Origin of the sequence: Streptomyces sp. NPDC059002, assembly GCF_042740435.1 — a bacterium.
In the GTDB taxonomy this organism is placed as follows: Bacteria; Actinomycetota; Actinomycetes; order Streptomycetales; family Streptomycetaceae; genus Streptomyces.
The window spans coordinates 116,718-134,375 of sequence record NZ_JBHYJI010000021.1; the positions used below are offsets into that span (position 1 = coordinate 116,718).

The following is a 17,658-nucleotide window of genomic DNA, read 5'->3' on the forward strand; positions in this document are numbered from 1 at the left end:
CCGGGTTCACCTGCCCAGCGCCTGCGCGTCTCCCATCACCACGACCGGCTCGTCCGCCGGGTCCAGCGTCCGCAGCAACTCCTTCATCCGTGCCTTCGGCAGCGACACACATCCCTGTGTCGGACCTCCATGATCCACGTGCAGCCAGATGCCGCCGCCCCGGCCCGCGCCCAGCGGACGGGTCCAGTCGAGCGGCGTCACACCGGGTCTGCGGTTGTAGTCGACCGCGATCACGTAGTCGAAGGAGCCCGCCAGGGACTCGCCGTCGAAACCGGTGCCGCGCGCGGTGAACCCCGCTCCGCGGTCGTACGGGAGCTTCGTGCCGGGGTCGGGGAGCCTGCCTCCCGCGTCGGTCAACCCATAGACGCCGACGGGGGACTTGAGGTCGCCCTGGCGGTGGTGGTCCGTCCAGCCGCGCAGCGCGTTGTGCGCGGGCCAGGGGTCGGTGACGGGCCGCCAGCCCTGCCTGCGGTCCCGGCGTTCGTAGAGCATGGCCGTCGCGCGGTTGTCGTCGGCGGCGTCACCCGTGACCACGAGGGCCTGGCGCGATGTCTCCGGTAGCGCGGCCCTGGTCCTCGGGCCGAGTGCCGGTATCTCCCGGGGGAGTCGGGGCGCGGCGCTCTCGGGCGGCGCCGCCCGCACGCTCACGGACGCGGCCCCGCTCTCGCGCACCCCACCGCTCGTCCCGCACCCCGCCACCAGCAGGAGCAGTGCGGCGCTCACGGAGGCGCGCACGGACGTCTTGACGGAAGAAGGCATGGCTGTCTCCTCGAACGGCCTCTCGGCCGTGGTCACTTGGGGTCACTCGGGGTCGGTCACTCAGGCGCGAAGGTCGCCGAGCGGAGCACGCCGTCCGCCTCGGCGATGCGTGCCGTGGCGCCGTCGGCCACGCAGAGTTCGGCCGTGATCACCACATCGGGGTCGGGGGACTTCACGAGCGCGAGGTAGCTGCGCCCGCCGCCCGCGAGCACGCAGGACTTCGTGAGCGAACGGCCCCGGAGCTCGGGGGTGTCGCCCGCCTTCCTGGCGAGGGAGCCGCTCCGGTCGGCCCGCAGCACGAGCAGCATGCCCCTGTCCGGGTCGAGCCGCTCCAGCGGGCTGCACCAGCCGTCCGCGCCCAGCGCGTGGCACGGCTGTTTGTACGGCGCGAGGCGCTGCGTCCCGGCGAAGCCCGTCGCCGGACTCTTCGACCGGGCGTCCTCGCCGATCTCCAACGCCCGCCATCCTTCGGGCAGTCGCAGCCGCAGGGCGTCCAACTCCGGGTAGCTGACGGCCCGTTCCGCCTCGGGGGCGGGCGGTGGCGTGGCCGCGGGCGGTACGGCACCGGTCCCGCCGCCCCCGGACAGGCCCGGCAGCAGCACCCCGGCGAGGGCGAGCCCCGCCACCGAGGCCGCCGCGCCCGCCACGATCCGCCGCCTGCGGTTCCGTGCGGCCCGCTGCCGCACCCTGCCGATGCGGTCGGGGGGCGCGGACATCTGGGGCACGGCACGCTCCAGGAACACCCGCAGCTCCCGCTCCTCCCGTTCCGCCCGCTCCTCCTCCTGCTCCGCCGCCCGCGTCCCGTCGGCCCCGTCAGTCACAGCGGCCTCCCGTCACCGTTGGCAGCACCCCGCGCAACGTACGCAGCGCCTTGGCCGCCTGACTCTTGACCGTGCCCGGGGTGCAGCCGAGGATCCCCGCGGTCTCCGCCACGCTCAGGTCCTCGAAGTACCGCAGCACCACCACGGCCCGCTGCCGTGCCGGGAGCGCGCGCACGGCGCGGGCGAGCGACTGCTCCAGGTCCACGCTCGCGTACATGTCGAAGGTCCCCGCCCGCTCCGGCAGTTCGCCGTGCGGCACCTCGCCCCGCCAGTGCCGCCGCCACCAGGAGGTGTGCGTGGTGACGAGGGCCTTCCTGACGTACGCCTCCGGGTGCTCGCCCGCGATCCGGTGCCACTTGGGCCACACCTTGGCGAGTGCCGTCTGCAGCAGGTCCTCGGCGAGGTGCGCGTCGCCCGTGAGCAGCCAGGCCACGCGCAGCAGCCGGGGCCCCGCGGCGGCGACGAACTCCTCGAAGTCGCTGCCGCCGTCCATGTCGCCACCGTTCTCCTCGGTCTCCCACATCCCTGGAACGCGGTGGCACGCCGGTCGGGTTGCCCTCGTGCGCAAAGAACTCGTGCGCGAAGAAGAACTCGTGCGCAGAGAAAAAGAGGCCCGGAACCTTTCGGTCCCGGGCCCCTCATCGACGTACGAAGGACTACTTGTCCTTGTCCGCCACCGGCTTGCGGAGCGCGATGTTCAGCTCGCGCAGGCGCGACTCGTCCAGCTCGGTGGGCGCGCCCATCATCAGGTCCTGCGCGTTGCCGTTGAGCGGGAAGGCGATCGTCTCGCGGATGTTCGGCTCGTCGGCCAGGAGCATCACGATGCGGTCGACGCCCGGGGCGATGCCGCCGTGCGGCGGGGCGCCGAGGCGGAAGGCGCGCAGCATGCCCGCGAACTCGTGCTCGACGGTCTCGGCGTCGTAGCCCGCGATCTCGAAGGCCTTGAGCATGACGTCGGGCTCGTGGTTCCGGATGGCGCCGGAGGACAGCTCGATGCCGTTGCAGACGATGTCGTACTGCCAGGCGAGGATGTCCAGCGGGTCCTTCTCCTCCAGGTCCTTCATGCCGCCCTGGGGCATCGAGAAGGGGTTGTGGGAGAAGTCGATCTTGCCGGTCTCCTCGTCCTTCTCATACATCGGGAAGTCGACGATCCAGCAGAAGCGGAAGACGCCCTCTTCGAAGTGCCCGGCGCGCTTGGCGGCCTCGACGCGGACCGCGCCCATGATCTTCGAGACCTCGTCGAACTCGCCCGCGCCGAAGAACACGGCGTGACCGGCCTCCAGGCCGAGGCGCTTGGTCAGCTCCTGGACGTTCGCCTCGGTCAGGAACTTGGCGATCGGGCCCGTCAGCGAGCCGTCCTCGGCGACGCGCACCCAGGCCAGGCCCTTCGCGCCCTGCTCGACCGCGTAGTCACCGAGGCCGTCGAAGAACTTGCGGGACTGCGACGCCGTGTCCGGCACGGGCAGCGCGCGCACGTGCTTGCCCGCGAACGCCTTGAACTCGGAGCCCTCGAAGATGTCGGTGATGTCGACCAGTTCGAGCTTGGCGCGCAGGTCGGGCTTGTCGTTGCCGTACTTCAGCATCGACTCGCGGAACGGGATGCGCGGGAAGGGCGAGGTGACCTCGCGGCCGTTGCCGTACTCCGTGAAGAGCTCGGTCATCAGCTTCTCGATGGGCTGGAAGACGTCCTCCTGCTCCACGAAGCTCATCTCGACGTCGAGCTGGTAGAACTCGCCCGGCGAGCGGTCCGCGCGCGCGTCCTCGTCGCGGAAGCACGGCGCGATCTGGAAGTAGCGGTCGAAGCCCGAGATCATGAGCAGCTGCTTGAACTGCTGCGGGGCCTGCGGCAGCGCGTAGAACTTGCCGGGGTTCAGCCGGGACGGGACCACGAAGTCACGCGCGCCCTCGGGCGAGGTGGCGGTGAGGATCGGCGTCGCCATCTCGTTGAAGCCGAGGGCCACCATCTTCGAGCGGATCGAGGCGATGACCGAGGACCGCAGCATGATGTTCCGGTGCATGCGCTCGCGGCGCAGGTCCAGGAAGCGGTACTCCAGGCGGCGCTCCTCGTTCACGCCGTCCTCGGCGTTGATCGTGAAGGGCAGCGGGGCGGCCGCGCCGAGCACCTCGACCTCGGAGGCCTCGATCTCGACCTCGCCGGTGGGCAGCTCCGGGTTGACGTTCTCCGCGCCGCGCGAGACGACCTTGCCGTCGACGCGGACGACGGTCTCCTTGGACAGCTTGTCCAGGACCTCGGCGGCCTTGGTGCCCGGGCGGGCCACCAGCTGCGTGATGCCGTAGTGATCGCGGAGATCGATGAAGAGAATGCCGCCCAGGTCTCGGCGATTGTGCAGCCAGCCGCTCAGCCGGACGTCGGTGCCGACGTCAGAGGCGCGGAGCTCGCCGCAGGTGTGGGACCTGTACCGATGCATCGTCGTTCATCCAGTCTTCGCGAATAGGGGAGAGAGCAGACCCCCACAAGGCTACCGTCCGGTCGAAGATCGGTTTCCGGATATCCACGAGGGCCACCCGCCCGGGGCCGGGAACGGAGGGGCTCGGTGGCGGCTTCCCTGTACATCTTCCTAAAGTGGGTCAATGCGCACCGACGATCCCCTCTCGCAGGTGGGGGACGACTCCCTGCCTCCCGTACGGGACGTCCTGGCCGCCATCGCGACGGGACTGTGGCGCTGGGACAACGCCTCGGGGACCGTCACGCTCGACGCGGAGGCGGCCCGCCTGCTCGGCCTGCCCGCACGCGCCCAGACCCTGACAGAGGCGGGCGTACGCTCCCGTTTCCACCCGGTCGACTGGAACGAGATCTACGGCACCGTCCAGCTCGCCGTCGCCGAGGGCACCCTCGCCGAGGCCCGCCTGCGGATCATGGACGAGACGGGACGGCGCGTCCTGCGCACCGTCCGCAGCCGCTCCAAGCCCGTCGTGCACGACGCGACCGAGGCGTACGAACTGATCGGCACCCTCCAGGAAGTCACCGAGCCCGCGCCCGGCACCGCGGCCCGCACCCCCGTCACCGGCGACTGGCGCCGCTCCCGCGAGGCGTTCCTGCTCGACGCGGGCCGCGCGCTCGCCGAGGCACGGTCGACGGAGGAAGTGCTCAGGGTCGCCGCGGGGCTCTCCATGCCGGGGTTCTCGCCGGACGGGCTCGCGGTCTTCGGCGCATCGGGCGACCGGCTGACGATCATCGGGCACCACGGCCACCAGCCCGGCGACGAGGGGCCGTTCTCCGCGATGCCGCTGGACACCGACTACCCGGCCGCCGAGGTGGTGCGCACGGGCCGCGCCGTCTATCTCTCCACGCCGGAGGACTACCGCAGGCGCTATCCGACGACCTGGCCCCTGGCCAGCCAGTTCCAGCGGCAGTCCTGGGCGTTCCTGCCGCTGACCGTCGCGGGCCGCACGATGGGCGCGTGGATGGCGGCCTTCGCGTACCCCGTCTCGTTCACGCCCGACGAGCGCTCCGTCCTGACCACGGTCGCCCGCATGCTGGCGCAGGCCCTGTCCCGGGCCGGTGTCGCGGAGTCCGAGCGGGAGCTGACGGAGGGCCTGCAGCGCTCGATGCTGCCGACGCTCGGCCCGAAGATCCCGGGGATGAGCGTGGCCGCCCGCTATGTGCCGACCGGCGGCGGCCTCCAGGTGGGCGGCGACTGGTACGACATGATCCCGCTGCCCAACGGCCGCATCGCCTTCGTCATCGGCGACGTGCAGGGCCACGACGTGCGCGCCGCGGGCCTGATGGGCCAGCTGCGGATCGCCCTGCGCGCCTACGCCTCCGAGGGGCACCGCCCCGACGCGGTGCTCTCCCGTGCGACGCGCTTCCTCTCCGGGATCACGGAGTCCATCACGTACGGCTCCAGCGGCAGCGGCACGGACGGGGCCACCGAGTACGACCCGCGCTTCGCGACCTGTCTGTACGTCGAGGCGGACCCCGCGACCGGCGTCCTGGAGATGGCCCGCGCGGGCCACCCGGAACCGGCGATACGGATGAGCGACGGAACGGTCCTGCTCCGCCCCACCGCGGGCGGCCTGCCGCTCGGCATCGACCCGGACGCCGACTACCCGACGACCCGCCTCGTCCTGGAGGCCGGCGAGACGATGCTGATCTGCACCGACGGCCTCATCGAGACCGGCGGCCACGACCTCGACAGCGGCTGGGCGCGGATCAGGACGATCCTGGAGGGCCACGCGTACGACACGGAGGGCACGACCGGCGAGGGCGAGGGCCTCGAACTGCTCGCCGACACCCTCGTGCAGGCCGTGCACGGCCCCTCGTCGCACCACACCACGGGCCCGCTCGCGGACCGGCGCGAGGACGACATAGCGGTCCTTCTGCTGAGCAGGACGGCCCGCCCCGAGCAGCCCACGGACGCCCGCCGCACGGTCCTGACCATCGCCCAGGCCGAGCCCGAGCGCATCGTGGGCGCCCGCAGGCACCTGCGGGACCTGCTGCACGACTGGGCGGACGACGACCAGGTCGACTCGGCGGTCCTGATGGTCTCGGAGATGCTCACCAACGTCCTCGTGCACACGGACGGCGACGCCCTCCTGGTCGCCGAGGTCACCGGCGAGCCGGGCGCGCGCCGGCTGCGGGCCGAGGTCGCGGACGGCAGCGACGACCTGCCGCACAAGCGCAGGCCCGGCGAACTCGCCTCGTCCGGGCGGGGGTTGGTCCTCATGGAACTGCTCGCCGGGGCGTGGGGCGTGGACCCGCGCGGCGACGGCAAGAGCATCTGGTTCGAGCTCTACGAAGATGCCTCCGGCGGGGATGCGCCCTGAAGGGGCGCGGGGAACTGCGCGACCAGCCACATACGACCCGCACCTCTGAAAACTATGCCGTGCCCGCGTAGCGGTCGCGCAACTCGGAGATGATCCCGAACGCCGCCGCCGTCAGTGGCACAGCCAAAAGCATGCCGAGGATGCCCGCGACCGACGCCCCCGCCGTGATCGCCAGCATCACCACCGCGGGATGCATCTGCACGGTGCGGCTCTGGATCATCGGCTGGAGCACGTGGCCTTCGAGGACCTGGACGGCGAGCACCACACCGAGGGCCCACAGCGCGATGGCGAAGCCCCGGTCGGCGAGGGCGACCAGGATGGCGACCGCGCCGGACAGGAACGCCCCCAGATACGGGATGTAGGCGCCGACGAAGACCAGTGCGCCCAGGCCCCAGGCGCCGGGGACGCGCAGGATCAGCAGCCCGATCGTGATGCAGATCGCGTCGATGAACGCGATGATCGTCGTCCCGCGCATGAAGCCCTCGATGGCCTCGAAGGCGCGGCGCGCCATGGCCTCGACGATGTCGGCGCTGTTGCCGGGCGCCAGCGAGCGCAGCGCGTCCGTCGCCCGGTGGGAGTCGCGCAGGAAGAAGAAGACGAGGAGCAGCGCGAGGACCGCCATCGCGATCATCTCGCCGACGGTGCTCAGACCGGTGATCACCCCGGACGCGGCGGTCCCGCCGAACTTGCCGAGCAGTTCCTTGGCGTTGGACGCCATGTCGTCGAGCGAGGTGCCCGCCGCCCCGAGGTACTTGGAGAGGTCGGTGGCGGCCTGCTTGAGGGAGGAGACGATCTGGTCCCCGGTGTCGATCAGCGCCTTGACCACGATGTAGGTGGCGCCGCCGACGACGGCGACGACGGCCGCGCAGGTCAGCCCGGCGGCGAGGGACCGCTGCACCTTCATCCGCACCAGGCGCCGGTACAGCGGCCCCAGGAGCGCGGTCCCCAGGAGCGCGAGAAGCACCGGGGTGACCGCCGTCTTGAAGGTGATGCAGAGCCAGATCCCCACGGCGGCCACGCCGGTGACGAGGAGGGCGACCACGCACCAGGCGGCGGTGCGGCGCGCGGGCTCGGGCAGAAGGGTGCTCACCCTCCTACCCGAGCACGGCGGTGCGGAGCCCGCACCTTATGTACGGCTACATGCCGTGCACCGCGGGGACGGTGCCGAGCAGCCCCTTCTGGAAGTCCTCGAAGGCCTGCTGCAGCTCGGCCTGACTGTTCATCACGAACGGGCCGTAGTGCGCCATCGGCTCCCGGATCGGCTGCCCGCCGAGCAGCACGACCTCCAGGTCGGGGGCGTGCGCGTCCTGCCGCTCGTCGGCGCGCACGGTCAGCGAGGAGCCCGCGCCGAAGACGGCGGTCTGCCCCATGTGCACCGGACGGCGCTCGGCACCGACGGTGCCGCGTCCGGCAAGGACGTACGCGAGTCCGTTGAAGTCCTCGCGCCAGGGCAGCGTCACCTCGGCGCCGGGCCGCACGGTCGCGTGGATCATCGTGATCGGCGTGTGCGTGATGCCCGGGCCCTCGTGCCCGTCGAGCTCACCGGCGATGACGCGGAGCAGCGCGCCGCCGTCGGGGGTGGAGAGCAGCTGGACCTGGCCGCCGCGGATGTCCTGGTAGCGGGGGTCCATCATCTTGTCCTTGGCGGGCAGGTTCACCCACAGCTGGAGGCCGTGGAAGAGGCCGCCGGACATGACGAGGGACTCCGGCGGCGCCTCGATGTGCAGCAGGCCCGAGCCCGCCGTCATCCACTGGGTGTCGCCGTTCCGGATGGTGCCGCCGCCACCGTTGGAGTCCTGGTGGATGAAGGTGCCGTCGATCAGGTAGGTGACCGTCTCGAAGCCGCGGTGCGGGTGCCAGGGCGTGCCCTTGGGCTCGCCGGCCTCGTACTCCACCTCGCCCATCTGGTCCATCATGATGAACGGGTCGAGGTACTTGTAATTGATCCCCGCGAAGGCCCGGCGCACCGGGAATCCCTCGCCCTCGAAGCCGCTCGGCGCGGTGGTCACGGCGAGCACGGGGCGCGCGGTCGCCTCGGCCGGGGCCGTCACCCGGGGCAGGGTCAGCGGGTTCTCAACAGTCACTGCAGGCATGTTCGGTACCTCCTTGTGGGCTCACTTTAGTTGAACGTAGAACTTTCTGCCACCTGAACGACCGGAGCCCGGAGGACATTCCCTCCGGGCTCCACGGGTGGCTGGAAGCGGTCTACGGGTGAGCCCGCCGCGTCACTTCCCTCCCCTGCCGTCCCTCCCCTTGTGTGCAGGGGTGCCGCCCACCGACACCTCGTCCGCCGCCGAGCAGCTGCCGCGGCAGGTCAGCTCCACGGAGTTGTCCGGCGGATGCACGGTCGCCTCGTTGCCCGCGACCCGCGGCGGCACGATGCCGACGAAGGTGTACGTCACCTCGCCGTCCGCCGCGATGTCCGCCGTGGTGTCGAGATCACCGACGCCCCGGCCCTGACCGCACGAGGAAGGCGACGTCGCCGAGCAGACCCAGCTGAAGTCCTTCAGCCACTGCGGCAGGTCGTCCCGCACCCGCACGCCGATCGCGTCCGAAGGACCGGCGTTCTTCGCGGTCACCTTCAGGGTGAGCCGGTCGCCCGCCTTGTACGCCTCGGGCAGATGCGACTGCTCCACCGAGAGCGCGGTGTGCGGGCGCGGTGCCACCTGCGCCTGGTCGGTGCAGGCCGGGTCGCAGCCGGGGTCGGAGGTGTTGTCGGGCGGCTCGACCGTCGACGTCGCCGTCAGCTCGCCGGTCACCGAGGACGGCACCTTGCCCTGCTGCACGAAGACGACCTTGCTGCCGGGCGGCAGCGTCACCCGCTGGTCGAGCTTGCCCGAGCCCGACTTCGCCCCGCAGGCCGCGCCCTCCTTCACCGCGCACGTCCAGGCGAAGTCCTGCAGCTGGGGCGGAAGCTGGGCGGTCACATGGGCGCCCTTGGCGATCCCCGGACCGTCGTTCGTGACGGCGACCGCGAAGGAGAGGGGCTCCCCGGGGACGTACGGATCGGGATCCGCGACCTCCGTGATGCGCAGGCCCACCTCGTTGACGACGTCGATCGGGAGCTGCACGCGGTTGTCGCGCGGATTCAGGTCGTTGTCCGTCTCGCCGCGCACCAGGGCGTCGCTCGGCGCCTCGCCGACCGCGTCCGGGCCCGCCTTCACATCGAGCAGGACGGGCGGCGCCGCGGTGCCCGGCTGGATGACGTCCGGCCTGGTGCAGGTGACCGTCTGCTCCTCGACCGCGCAGTCCCAGCCGGGCGCCGAGACCACCTTCGGGGTCAGGCCCGGTGGCAGCGTCTTGACCAGCGTGGTGGCGGTCGAGGTGGGCGCCGCGAGCCTGCGGTTGCCGACGGTCAGGGCGAGCTGCCCGGTGCCGCCGGTGCGGAACTCGCCGCGCACCTCCTCGGTGACGTACAGATCCGGATCGAGCGTCGTCACCTTGACGTTGGTGATCTCGTGGAAGCCCGTCGACGCACCCGTCGACGCGGCGAAGCCCAGCTTCAGGGTCTCCGGCACGGCGGGCTGGCCCTTCACCTTCGCCAGGTCGAGCGGCCCGAGCACCCGCTTCATGCCGACGCCGTCGTGGAAGTCGATGGAGACGGCCAGCTCCAGTGCCGTCGACAGCTCGACCTTCACGGTCCGCTTCGCCTTCGCCCTGTCCCGCTCCCCGGCCACGGCGAGCGGCCGCTTCAGCTCGTAGTGCTGGATGTAGGCGTTGTCCGTGGACAGCGCCCCCCGCACGGAGATGGAGTTCGGCACGCGCCCAGGACCGCCCTCGCCCCTGGCCTGCGGCGGGTTGGTGAAGTTGCCGTACTGGTCGAGGCCGACGCCGAGATAGCCGCCCTCGATGCCGGAGTAGCCGAGCGCGCCGCCGTAGTGGCCCGCGTCCTTGGGCGACGCCTTCCCGTCGAGCAGGAAGAAGCTGATCCCGTCGGCGCCGCGCGGGGTCGTCGCCCCGTACTGGTACTGGTCGAAGGTCGCCGAGATCCCGGCGTTCGACGGCAGCGCGCGGTTGATCAGCGCGAAGCCGCTCTGGCGGTTGCCGTTGCCCGTCAGGCGCAGTGCGCCGTGGCCCGCCCTGTCCTTCGACGTGCCCTTGGGACAGCCCTTCAACGGTCCCTCCGCACCCCGGTGCCCCGTCAGGCACGCCCACCCGTCGGGGTCCGCGGGGCCCGCGGCCCGGCTGTACCACTCGGCGGTGTCGACTTCGGACCCGGCGAAGGTCTCGTCGATGAAGGTGTCCGCGTGTGCGGTGGTCGCGGGAAGCCCGAGACCCACGGCGGCGGCCAGAACGACGAGTGCGAGGCCGCGCGAGAGTTGACTACGCATGGTCACGATCAAGTCACGTAGAGCGACCGATCGCTAGCGGGGTGCGCCGTCCGGGTAGCGCTCCGCCGCGCGGGCGTGACCAGCCACAACGGACCCGCGGACGAAAAGCCCCCCAACCGGCAGAGCGTCACCCGTACATGCGCCGCATGGCGAAGTCCACCATCTGCTCGACGGCCTTCGCATCGAAGACCATCCGGTGCTCCCCCTCCATGTCCAGGACGAACCCGTACCCCGTCGGCAAGAGATCGATGACCTCCGCCCCGGTGATCACGAAGTACTTGGAGTCCTTGCCCGCGTACCGCCGCAGCTCCTTGAGGGAGGTGAACATCGGGATCACGGGCTGCTGGGTGTTGTGCAGCGCGAGGAACCCGGGGTTGTCGCCGCGCGGGCAGTACACCTTCGACGTGGCGAAGGCCTGCTGGAAGTCCTCCGCGGACATCGAGCCCGTGGTGAACGCGCGGACCGCGTCCGCGAGGGACGGCGGCGAGGGCTCGGGGTAGAGCGGAGACTGCTGGCCGTAGCCACCGCCGGGCATGCCCTGCATCTGCTGCGGCGGCGGCTGCGCGCCCGGCGGGGCGTACTGCTGCTGGGCGGCGGTGCCATCCATGGGCTGGCCGTATCCGTACATGGGCGCAAGCGTACCGAGGCGGGCCGGGGGCCCGGACGGGAATTTTTCTGTAGCGGTCGCTAGACAAAGAGGGGGCGGGGTGGCTACGGTTATTTGCATAGCGGGCACTACAGAAATGGGGCCCGCCACCGCACAGCGGCGCGCCGTCGACCCGGCCCGCGCCGCATCACCGAGGGGGACCCCATGACCGTCACCACGCCCGCACCCGCGTACGCCCGCACCATCGCCGGATCCGGCCCCGGCCTCCTCGTCGCACACGGCGCGGGCGGCTCGGTCGACGCCAACTACGGCCCGATCCTCGGGGAGTTGACGGCCGGCCACACCGTCGTCGGGGTCGACTTCCCCGGCACGGGCGGGACGCCGAGGTCCACCGAGCCGCTGTCCCTGGACGAGCTGGCCGACCAGCTGGTGGCGGCCGCCGACGCGGCGGGCCTCGACCGGTTCGCCGTGTCCGGGTACTCGCTGGGCGGTCCGGTCGCGATCCGGGTGGCCGCCCGGTATCCGGAGCGCGTGACGGCCCTGATCCTGACGGCCACGTTCCCGCGGGTCGACCACACCCTGCGCCTGACCGCGCGGCTCTGGCGCGAGCTGTTCCTGGCCGGCGACCGCGACCGGCTCGCCCTGTTCATGGTCCAGAAGGCCCTGAGCCCCGCCCTCCTGAACGGCCTGAGCGAGGCCGACCTGGCAGCCACGCTCAAGGGCACGGGCGAGAGCGCCCCCGCGGGCACGCCCGAGCACCTCGCGCTGATCGACGGGGTCGACGTGCGCGGCGACCTGCCCGGCATCACCGTGCCGACGCTGGTGGTCTCGGCGACCCAGGACCAGCTCGTGCCGCCGTCCCTGCACCGCGAGGTGGCCGCGGGGATACCGGGCGCGCGCCTGGCCGAGGTCACCAGCGGACATCTCCCGTTCGCCGAGACCCCGGCCGAGTGGGCGCGGCTGATCACGGACTTCCTGGCCGAGCACGATGCGTAAGGGGGCGCCTGCCCGCGAAGAGCGGCCGTGCGCCCGCGAAGAGCGATCAAGAGCGACAGCGCTCACACTTCGGGCATCAGGGGTTGCTTCTTATTACCGACGGGTAGCATCATCGTAGCTACTTGCTGGTACTCATCCCTTTCCTGCTTACGGAGCCTTCGCCATGGGCCACTACAAGTCGAATCTCCGCGACATCGAGTTCAACCTCTTCGAGGTGCTCGGCCGCGACAAGCTGTACGGCACCGGCCCGTTCGCGGAGATGGACGTCGACACCGCCAAGAGCATCCTCGACGAACTCCGCCGCCTCGCCGAGAACGAACTGGCCGACTCCTTCGAGGACGCCGACCGCAACCCGCCGGTCTTCGACCCGGCGACCAACACCGCCCCGGTCCCCGCCACGTTCAAGAAGAGCTACCAGGCCTTCATGGACTCCGAGTACTGGCGCCTCGGCCTGCCCGAGGAGATCGGCGGCACCACCTCGCCGCGCTCCCTGATCTGGGCGTACGCGGAGCTGCTGCTCGGCGCGAACCCGGCGATCTGGATGTACTCGTCCGGCCCCGCCTTCGCGGGCATCCTCTTCGAGGAGGGCAACGAGGCGCAGAAGAAGGTCGCCTCGATCGCCGTCGAGAAGCAGTGGGGCTCGACGATGGTCCTGACCGAGCCGGATGCCGGTTCGGACGTGGGCGCGGGCCGCACCAAGGCCGTGCAGCAGGAGGACGGCTCCTGGCACATCGAGGGCGTGAAGCGCTTCATCACGTCCGGTGAGCACGACATGTCGGAGAACATCCTCCACTACGTGCTCGCCCGCCCCGAGGGCCACGGCCCCGGCACCAAGGGCCTGTCCCTCTTCCTCGTGCCGAAGTACGAGTTCGACTGGGAGACCGGCGAGCTGGGCGAGCGCAACGGCGTCTACGCCACGAACGTCGAGCACAAGATGGGCCTCAAGGCCTCCAACACGTGCGAGATGACGTTCGGCGACCAGCACCCCGCCAAGGGCTGGCTGATCGGCGACAAGCACGAGGGCATCCGTCAGATGTTCCGCATCATCGAGTTCGCCCGCATGATGGTCGGCACGAAGGCCATCGCGACGCTCTCGACGGGTTACCTCAACGCCCTCGAGTACGCCAAGGAGCGCGTGCAGGGTCCCGACCTCGCGCAGTTCATGGACAAGACCGCGCCGAAGGTGACGATCACCCACCACCCGGACGTGCGCCGCTCGCTGATGACGCAGAAGGCGTACGCGGAGGGCATGCGCGCCCTGGTCCTGCACACCGCGGCTGTCCAGGACGACATCCAGGTCAAGGAGGCGAACGGCGAGGACGCGTCCGCGCTGCACGCCCTCAACGACCTGCTCCTGCCGATCGTGAAGGGCTACGGCTCGGAGAAGTCGTACGAGCAGCTGGCGCAGTCGCTCCAGACGTTCGGCGGCTCGGGGTACCTCCAGGAGTACCCGATCGAGCAGTACATCCGGGACGCCAAGATCGACACCCTCTACGAGGGCACCACCGCGATCCAGGGCCAGGACTACTTCTTCCGGAAGATCGTCCGCAACCAGGGCGCGGCGCTGAACGGGCTTGCCGAGGAGATCAAGAAGTTCCTCGCGGTCGGCACGGGCGGCGAGCAGCTGGCCGGTGCCCGCGAGGAGCTGGCCAAGGCCGCGGTCGAGCTGGAGGCCATCGTCGGCGTCATGCTGACCGACCTCGCGGCCACCGAGCAGGACGTGAAGTCCATCTACAAGGTGGGCCTGAACACCACGCGCCTGCTGCTCGCCTCCGGTGACGTCGTCGTCGGCTACCTGCTGCTCCGCGGTGCCGCGGTCGCCGCCGAGAAGCTGGAGACGGCTTCCGCCAAGGACAAGGCCTTCTACGAGGGCAAGATCGCGGCCGCCAAGTTCTTCGCCGCGAACGTCCTGCCGGGCGTCGCCAACGAGCGCAAGCTCGCCGAGGGCGTGGAGCTCGACCTCATGGAGCTGGACGAGGCCGCGTTCTGATCGCCGCGTTCTGATCGCCGCGTTCTGATCCATCGCTGTCCGGCGGCCCGTCCCCCCCTGTGGGGCGGGCCGCCGAGCCGTGTCGGGGCGCGGTGGACCGGCCGGAGGAATCCGCCTGTGACGCACGGTGGACTCGTCCGAATCCGCCGAGAATCGGCGGATCCTGAGCGCCCCGCCACCAGCGTGAACCCTGGTTAGGCTGGAAAGCATGAGTACCCCGCCCCGCTTCGACCGCGGCCACACCGAAGACCTGATGTCCTTCCTGGCGGCGAGCCCCTCGCCGTACCACGCCGTGGCGAGCGCCGCCGAGCGGCTTGAGAAGGCCGGTTTCCGGCAGGTCGAGGAGACCGAGGCCTGGGACGGGACGAGCGGCGGGAAGTACGTGCTGCGGGGCGGCGCGATCGTCGCGTGGTTCGTCCCCGAGGGCGCCACCGCGAACACCCCGTTCCGGATCGTCGGCGCGCACACCGACTCCCCGAACCTGCGCGTGAAGCCGCAGCCCGACGCGGGCGCGCACGGCTGGCGGCAGGTCGCCGTCGAGATCTACGGCGGACCGCTGCTCAACTCCTGGCTCGACCGGGACCTCGGCCTCGCCGGACGGCTCTCGCTGCGCGACGGCACGTCGCGGCTCGTGAACATCGACCGGCCGCTGCTGCGCGTGCCCCAACTGGCCATCCACATGGACCGTTCGGTGCACACCGACGGGCTCAAGCTCGACAAGCAGAAGCACATGCAGCCCATCTGGGGCCTCGGTGACGACGTCCACGAGGGCGACCTCATCCGCTTCCTGGAGGAGGAGACCGGGCTCGGCGAGGGCGACGTCACCGGCTGGGACCTCATGACGTACTCCGTCGAGCCGCCCGCCTTCCTCGGCCGCGACCGCGAACTCGTCGCGGGCCCCCGCATGGACAACCTCCTGTCCGTGCACTCCGCGACCGCCGCCCTCGCGGCCGTCGCCGCCCAGGAGGACCTGCCGTACATCCCGGTGCTCGCCGCCTTCGACCACGAGGAGAACGGCTCGCAGTCCGACACCGGTGCCGACGGCCCGCTGCTCGGCAGCGTGCTCGAACGGTCCGTGTTCGCGCGCGGCGGTTCGTACGAGGACAAGGCCCGCGCCTTCGCCGGGACCGTCTGTCTCTCCTCCGACACCGGTCACGCCGTGCACCCCAACTACGCGGAGCGGCACGACCCGACGCACCACCCCCGCGCCAACGGCGGCCCGATCCTCAAGGTGAACGTCAACAACCGCTACGCCACGGACGGTTCGGGGCGCGCGGTGTTCGCGGCGGCGTGCGAGAGGGCGGGCGTGCCCTTCCAGTCGTTCGTCTCGAACAACGCGATGCCGTGCGGCACGACCATCGGCCCGATCACCGCGGCGCGGCACGGCATCAAGACGGTCGACATCGGCGTCGCGATCCTGTCGATGCACAGCGTGCGCGAGCTGTGCGGCGCGGACGACCCGCACATGCTGGCCAACGCGCTCGTGGCGTTCCTGGCGGGCTGAGCACCGCTTCGCCGGATTGCCCCCGGCCTGCCGAAACGTGACGTCAGTGCGGTGTCAGCGGAACGTTAGCGGCGGCTGGCAGGCTGATCCGTGCAAGCCGGGGCCACGCAGGGCCCCGTTCGGCCCGCAGCCGGTCCGTGCCGCCATCCCCCCGTACGGCACGGGTCGGCTGTGTCGTGTCCGATGTGCGGCGGTACGGGGTAGTCATGACGGCATGAAACTTCTCGTACGCGACCGCATGCTCGGCATCGGCGACGACTACTGGATCGAGGACGACCAGGGCCGCAAGGTCTTCTTCGTCGACGGCAAGGCCATGCGGCTGCGCGACACCTTCGAGCTGAAGGACATGCAGGGCCGGGTCCTCATCGACATCAAGGCGAAGATGCTCGCCCTGCGCGACACGATGCTGATCGAGCGCGAGGGCGAGCCGCTGGCCCGGGTGAAGCGCAAGCGGCTCTCGCTGCTGCGCAACCACTACCGCGTGGAGCTGGTGGACGGCACCGAGCTGGATGTCAGCGGCAAGATCCTCGACCGCGAGTTCGCCATCGAGTACGACGGCGAGCTGCTCGCGGACATCTCGCGGCGCTGGTTCCGGGTCCGGGAGACGTACGGCCTGCACGTCGTGCGCGAGGACGCCGATCCCGCGCTGCTTCTCGCCGTCGCGGTGTGTGTGATCCGGCTCGCCGAGAAGGAGCGCGGGGAGGACTGAGTGGGGTCCGGCCCGGCAGGCCCCGACCCCCCAGTCGGCGCCCCACCGCATGCAGGTTACGGAGGGCGATGTTCCGCTTACCGAGAGTGGCCGAAGGGTCGGCCACTGTCAGTGAGAGAGGAATTGGGTGGCTATGTCTGCATGGCGCACCACGGGCACACGCGCCGCGTTCGCGGCCGGGCTCGGCATCGTAATGGCCCTCACCATCACCACCACGGCCGTGTCCGCACAGGCCTACGACGGGCACGACCCGGAGAACTCCGACTGGGGCGAGGTCCTCAAGACCTCCCCCGACGGCCTCCAGGCCAACGCCTGGGTGGCCCGGGTCCAGGGCCTGCAGGGAATCGTCGACACCGCGCTCTTCGAGTCGCACTACCCGACCACGCCCAAGGCACCGGCCGAGCAGTCCGGCGGCAAGAAGCTGATCGACCTCGCCCCCGCCGGCATCGGCATCGGCAAGGGCTCCGCGCTCTACTCCCGCGCGATGGGCAACAAGTTCCCCGCCACGACCTCCAGCGACACCCCGGTGCCCGCGCCGGGCGTCGCCTACGCGGACGCGGGCGGCGCCGCCGTCGACGTCGGCATCCCGTACATCCAGAACCCGACCGGCGGCACCCAGCTCTCCCCGCTCGGCATCCACGTCGAGGGCATCACCGTCTCGGCGATGAGCGTGCCCGGCAAGCCGGTCCACTTCACCGGCGGCGCGGCCCGCGCCTCGCTCTCCTCGATGGGCGCCGACCTCATCAAGATCCCGCCGCTGTGGCCGGTGAACTTCGGCGCCCGCATCCCGGCCGACTACTCCAAGCCGCCGGTCGCCCTGGCCACCACCAACGAGCAGGTGACCACGGACAACAAGGGCAAGCCCACGCTCGGCGAGGACAAGCACTACAAGTACGACGCGAAGGCCACCAGCGGCTACGTCAACGCCATCCACGCCTCGATCCTCGGCACCGAGGTCGCGGACGTGACGATCGGCCACGCCGCCGTGCTCCGCGACGCCTCGCTCACCGACCAGCTCAAGGACAAGCTGCCGATCGACAAGCTGCCCAAGCTGCCGGACTTCGGTGACGTGAAGATGCCGAAGCTGCCCGACTTCAGCGGCAAGCCGTAGCGGTTCCCGCACCCGCCCGGCCGTCGGCGCCTCGGAGGCGCC

At 71.0% G+C, this 17,658-nt stretch carries 14 protein-coding genes; 6 read left to right on the plus strand and 8 right to left on the minus strand.

What is annotated here, in order from left to right; translation table 11 throughout:
* Nucleotides 1-6: 6 nt before the first annotated feature.
* From ACFWZ2_RS20780 to aspS, 4 genes are all read right to left on the minus strand, one after another.
* A complete protein-coding gene (locus tag ACFWZ2_RS20780; RefSeq protein ID WP_384547689.1) occupies nt 7-759 on the minus strand; it encodes a L,D-transpeptidase family protein in 753 nt (250 codons plus the stop codon).
* Nucleotides 760-815: 56 nt separating this feature from the next.
* A complete protein-coding gene (locus tag ACFWZ2_RS20785; RefSeq protein WP_384547691.1) occupies nt 816-1,580 on the minus strand; it encodes a hypothetical protein in 765 nt (254 codons plus the stop codon).
* A complete protein-coding gene (locus ACFWZ2_RS20790) occupies nt 1,573-2,103 on the minus strand; it encodes a SigE family RNA polymerase sigma factor (protein WP_384547693.1) in 531 nt (176 codons plus the stop codon). Before ACFWZ2_RS20790 ends, ACFWZ2_RS20785 begins: the two co-directional genes overlap by 8 nt.
* Nucleotides 2,104-2,236: 133 nt before the next feature.
* Nucleotides 2,237-4,009: an aspartate--tRNA ligase gene (aspS, locus tag ACFWZ2_RS20795; protein WP_384547695.1), complete on the minus strand. Its 1,773-nt coding sequence runs from the start codon at nt 4,007-4,009 to the stop codon at nt 2,237-2,239.
* A 163-nt stretch (nt 4,010-4,172) separates the two neighbouring features.
* Here aspS and ACFWZ2_RS20800 point away from each other — a divergent pair, with 163 nt between their 5' ends.
* Complete coding sequence (locus ACFWZ2_RS20800) at nt 4,173-6,368, plus strand: SpoIIE family protein phosphatase (protein WP_384547696.1); 2,196 nt, start codon at nt 4,173-4,175, stop codon at nt 6,366-6,368.
* A gap of 52 nt (nt 6,369-6,420) precedes the next feature.
* Here ACFWZ2_RS20800 and ACFWZ2_RS20805 read toward each other — a convergent pair whose 3' ends face one another.
* The 4 genes from ACFWZ2_RS20805 to ACFWZ2_RS20820 form a co-directional block, all read right to left on the minus strand.
* A complete protein-coding gene (locus ACFWZ2_RS20805) occupies nt 6,421-7,458 on the minus strand; it encodes an AI-2E family transporter (protein WP_384547698.1) in 1,038 nt (345 codons plus the stop codon).
* A gap of 46 nt (nt 7,459-7,504) precedes the next feature.
* A complete protein-coding gene (locus ACFWZ2_RS20810; protein WP_384547699.1) occupies nt 7,505-8,461 on the minus strand; it encodes a pirin family protein in 957 nt (318 codons plus the stop codon).
* Nucleotides 8,462-8,593: 132 nt separating this feature from the next.
* Complete coding sequence (locus tag ACFWZ2_RS20815) at nt 8,594-10,699, minus strand: hypothetical protein (RefSeq protein WP_384547700.1); 2,106 nt, start codon at nt 10,697-10,699, stop codon at nt 8,594-8,596.
* Between the two features lie 127 nt (nt 10,700-10,826).
* Nucleotides 10,827-11,327 (minus strand): SseB family protein, encoded by a 501-nt coding sequence (locus ACFWZ2_RS20820; protein ID WP_384547702.1) that lies wholly within the window; start codon nt 11,325-11,327, stop codon nt 10,827-10,829.
* A gap of 183 nt (nt 11,328-11,510) precedes the next feature.
* Between ACFWZ2_RS20820 and ACFWZ2_RS20825 the strand changes: the two genes are divergently transcribed.
* From ACFWZ2_RS20825 to ACFWZ2_RS20845, 5 genes are all read left to right on the plus strand, one after another.
* Nucleotides 11,511-12,302, plus strand: coding sequence for an alpha/beta fold hydrolase (locus ACFWZ2_RS20825; RefSeq protein WP_384547704.1), 792 nt, complete (start codon nt 11,511-11,513; stop codon nt 12,300-12,302).
* A gap of 163 nt (nt 12,303-12,465) precedes the next feature.
* Nucleotides 12,466-14,292: an acyl-CoA dehydrogenase gene (locus ACFWZ2_RS20830; RefSeq protein ID WP_384547706.1), complete on the plus strand. Its 1,827-nt coding sequence runs from the start codon at nt 12,466-12,468 to the stop codon at nt 14,290-14,292.
* A 208-nt stretch (nt 14,293-14,500) separates the two neighbouring features.
* The gene (locus ACFWZ2_RS20835; RefSeq protein WP_384547707.1) at nt 14,501-15,796 is read left to right on the plus strand and encodes a M18 family aminopeptidase; all 1,296 of its coding nucleotides are present in this window, start codon (nt 14,501-14,503) and stop codon (nt 15,794-15,796) included.
* Between the two features lie 214 nt (nt 15,797-16,010).
* Complete coding sequence (locus ACFWZ2_RS20840; protein ID WP_384547709.1) at nt 16,011-16,505, plus strand: LURP-one-related/scramblase family protein; 495 nt, start codon at nt 16,011-16,013, stop codon at nt 16,503-16,505.
* Nucleotides 16,506-16,638: 133 nt separating this feature from the next.
* Nucleotides 16,639-17,616, plus strand: a complete 978-nt coding sequence (locus ACFWZ2_RS20845; RefSeq protein WP_384547711.1) for a hypothetical protein — start codon at nt 16,639-16,641, stop codon at nt 17,614-17,616.
* Nucleotides 17,617-17,658 lie beyond the last annotated feature (42 nt).

What these genes read in the sequence shown, in the direction of transcription:
- ACFWZ2_RS20815 (WP_384547700.1), bottom strand. Translation starts at nt 10,699, where the DNA reads ATGCGTAGTCAACTCTCGCGCGGCCTCGCACTCGTCGTTCTGGCCGCC.
- ACFWZ2_RS20830 (WP_384547706.1), top strand. Translation starts at nt 12,466, where the DNA reads ATGGGCCACTACAAGTCGAATCTCCGCGACATCGAGTTCAACCTCTTC.
- ACFWZ2_RS20840 (WP_384547709.1), top strand. Translation starts at nt 16,011, where the DNA reads ATGAAACTTCTCGTACGCGACCGCATGCTCGGCATCGGCGACGACTAC.
- ACFWZ2_RS20780 (WP_384547689.1), bottom strand. Translation starts at nt 759, where the DNA reads ATGCCTTCTTCCGTCAAGACGTCCGTGCGCGCCTCCGTGAGCGCCGCA.
- aspS (WP_384547695.1), bottom strand. Translation starts at nt 4,009, where the DNA reads ATGCATCGGTACAGGTCCCACACCTGCGGCGAGCTCCGCGCCTCTGAC.
- ACFWZ2_RS20800 (WP_384547696.1), top strand. Translation starts at nt 4,173, where the DNA reads ATGCGCACCGACGATCCCCTCTCGCAGGTGGGGGACGACTCCCTGCCT.
- ACFWZ2_RS20820 (WP_384547702.1), bottom strand. Translation starts at nt 11,327, where the DNA reads ATGTACGGATACGGCCAGCCCATGGATGGCACCGCCGCCCAGCAGCAG.
- ACFWZ2_RS20810 (WP_384547699.1), bottom strand. Translation starts at nt 8,461, where the DNA reads ATGCCTGCAGTGACTGTTGAGAACCCGCTGACCCTGCCCCGGGTGACG.
- ACFWZ2_RS20825 (WP_384547704.1), top strand. Translation starts at nt 11,511, where the DNA reads ATGACCGTCACCACGCCCGCACCCGCGTACGCCCGCACCATCGCCGGA.
- ACFWZ2_RS20845 (WP_384547711.1), top strand. Translation starts at nt 16,639, where the DNA reads ATGTCTGCATGGCGCACCACGGGCACACGCGCCGCGTTCGCGGCCGGG.
- ACFWZ2_RS20790 (WP_384547693.1), bottom strand. Translation starts at nt 2,103, where the DNA reads ATGTGGGAGACCGAGGAGAACGGTGGCGACATGGACGGCGGCAGCGAC.
- ACFWZ2_RS20835 (WP_384547707.1), top strand. Translation starts at nt 14,501, where the DNA reads ATGAGTACCCCGCCCCGCTTCGACCGCGGCCACACCGAAGACCTGATG.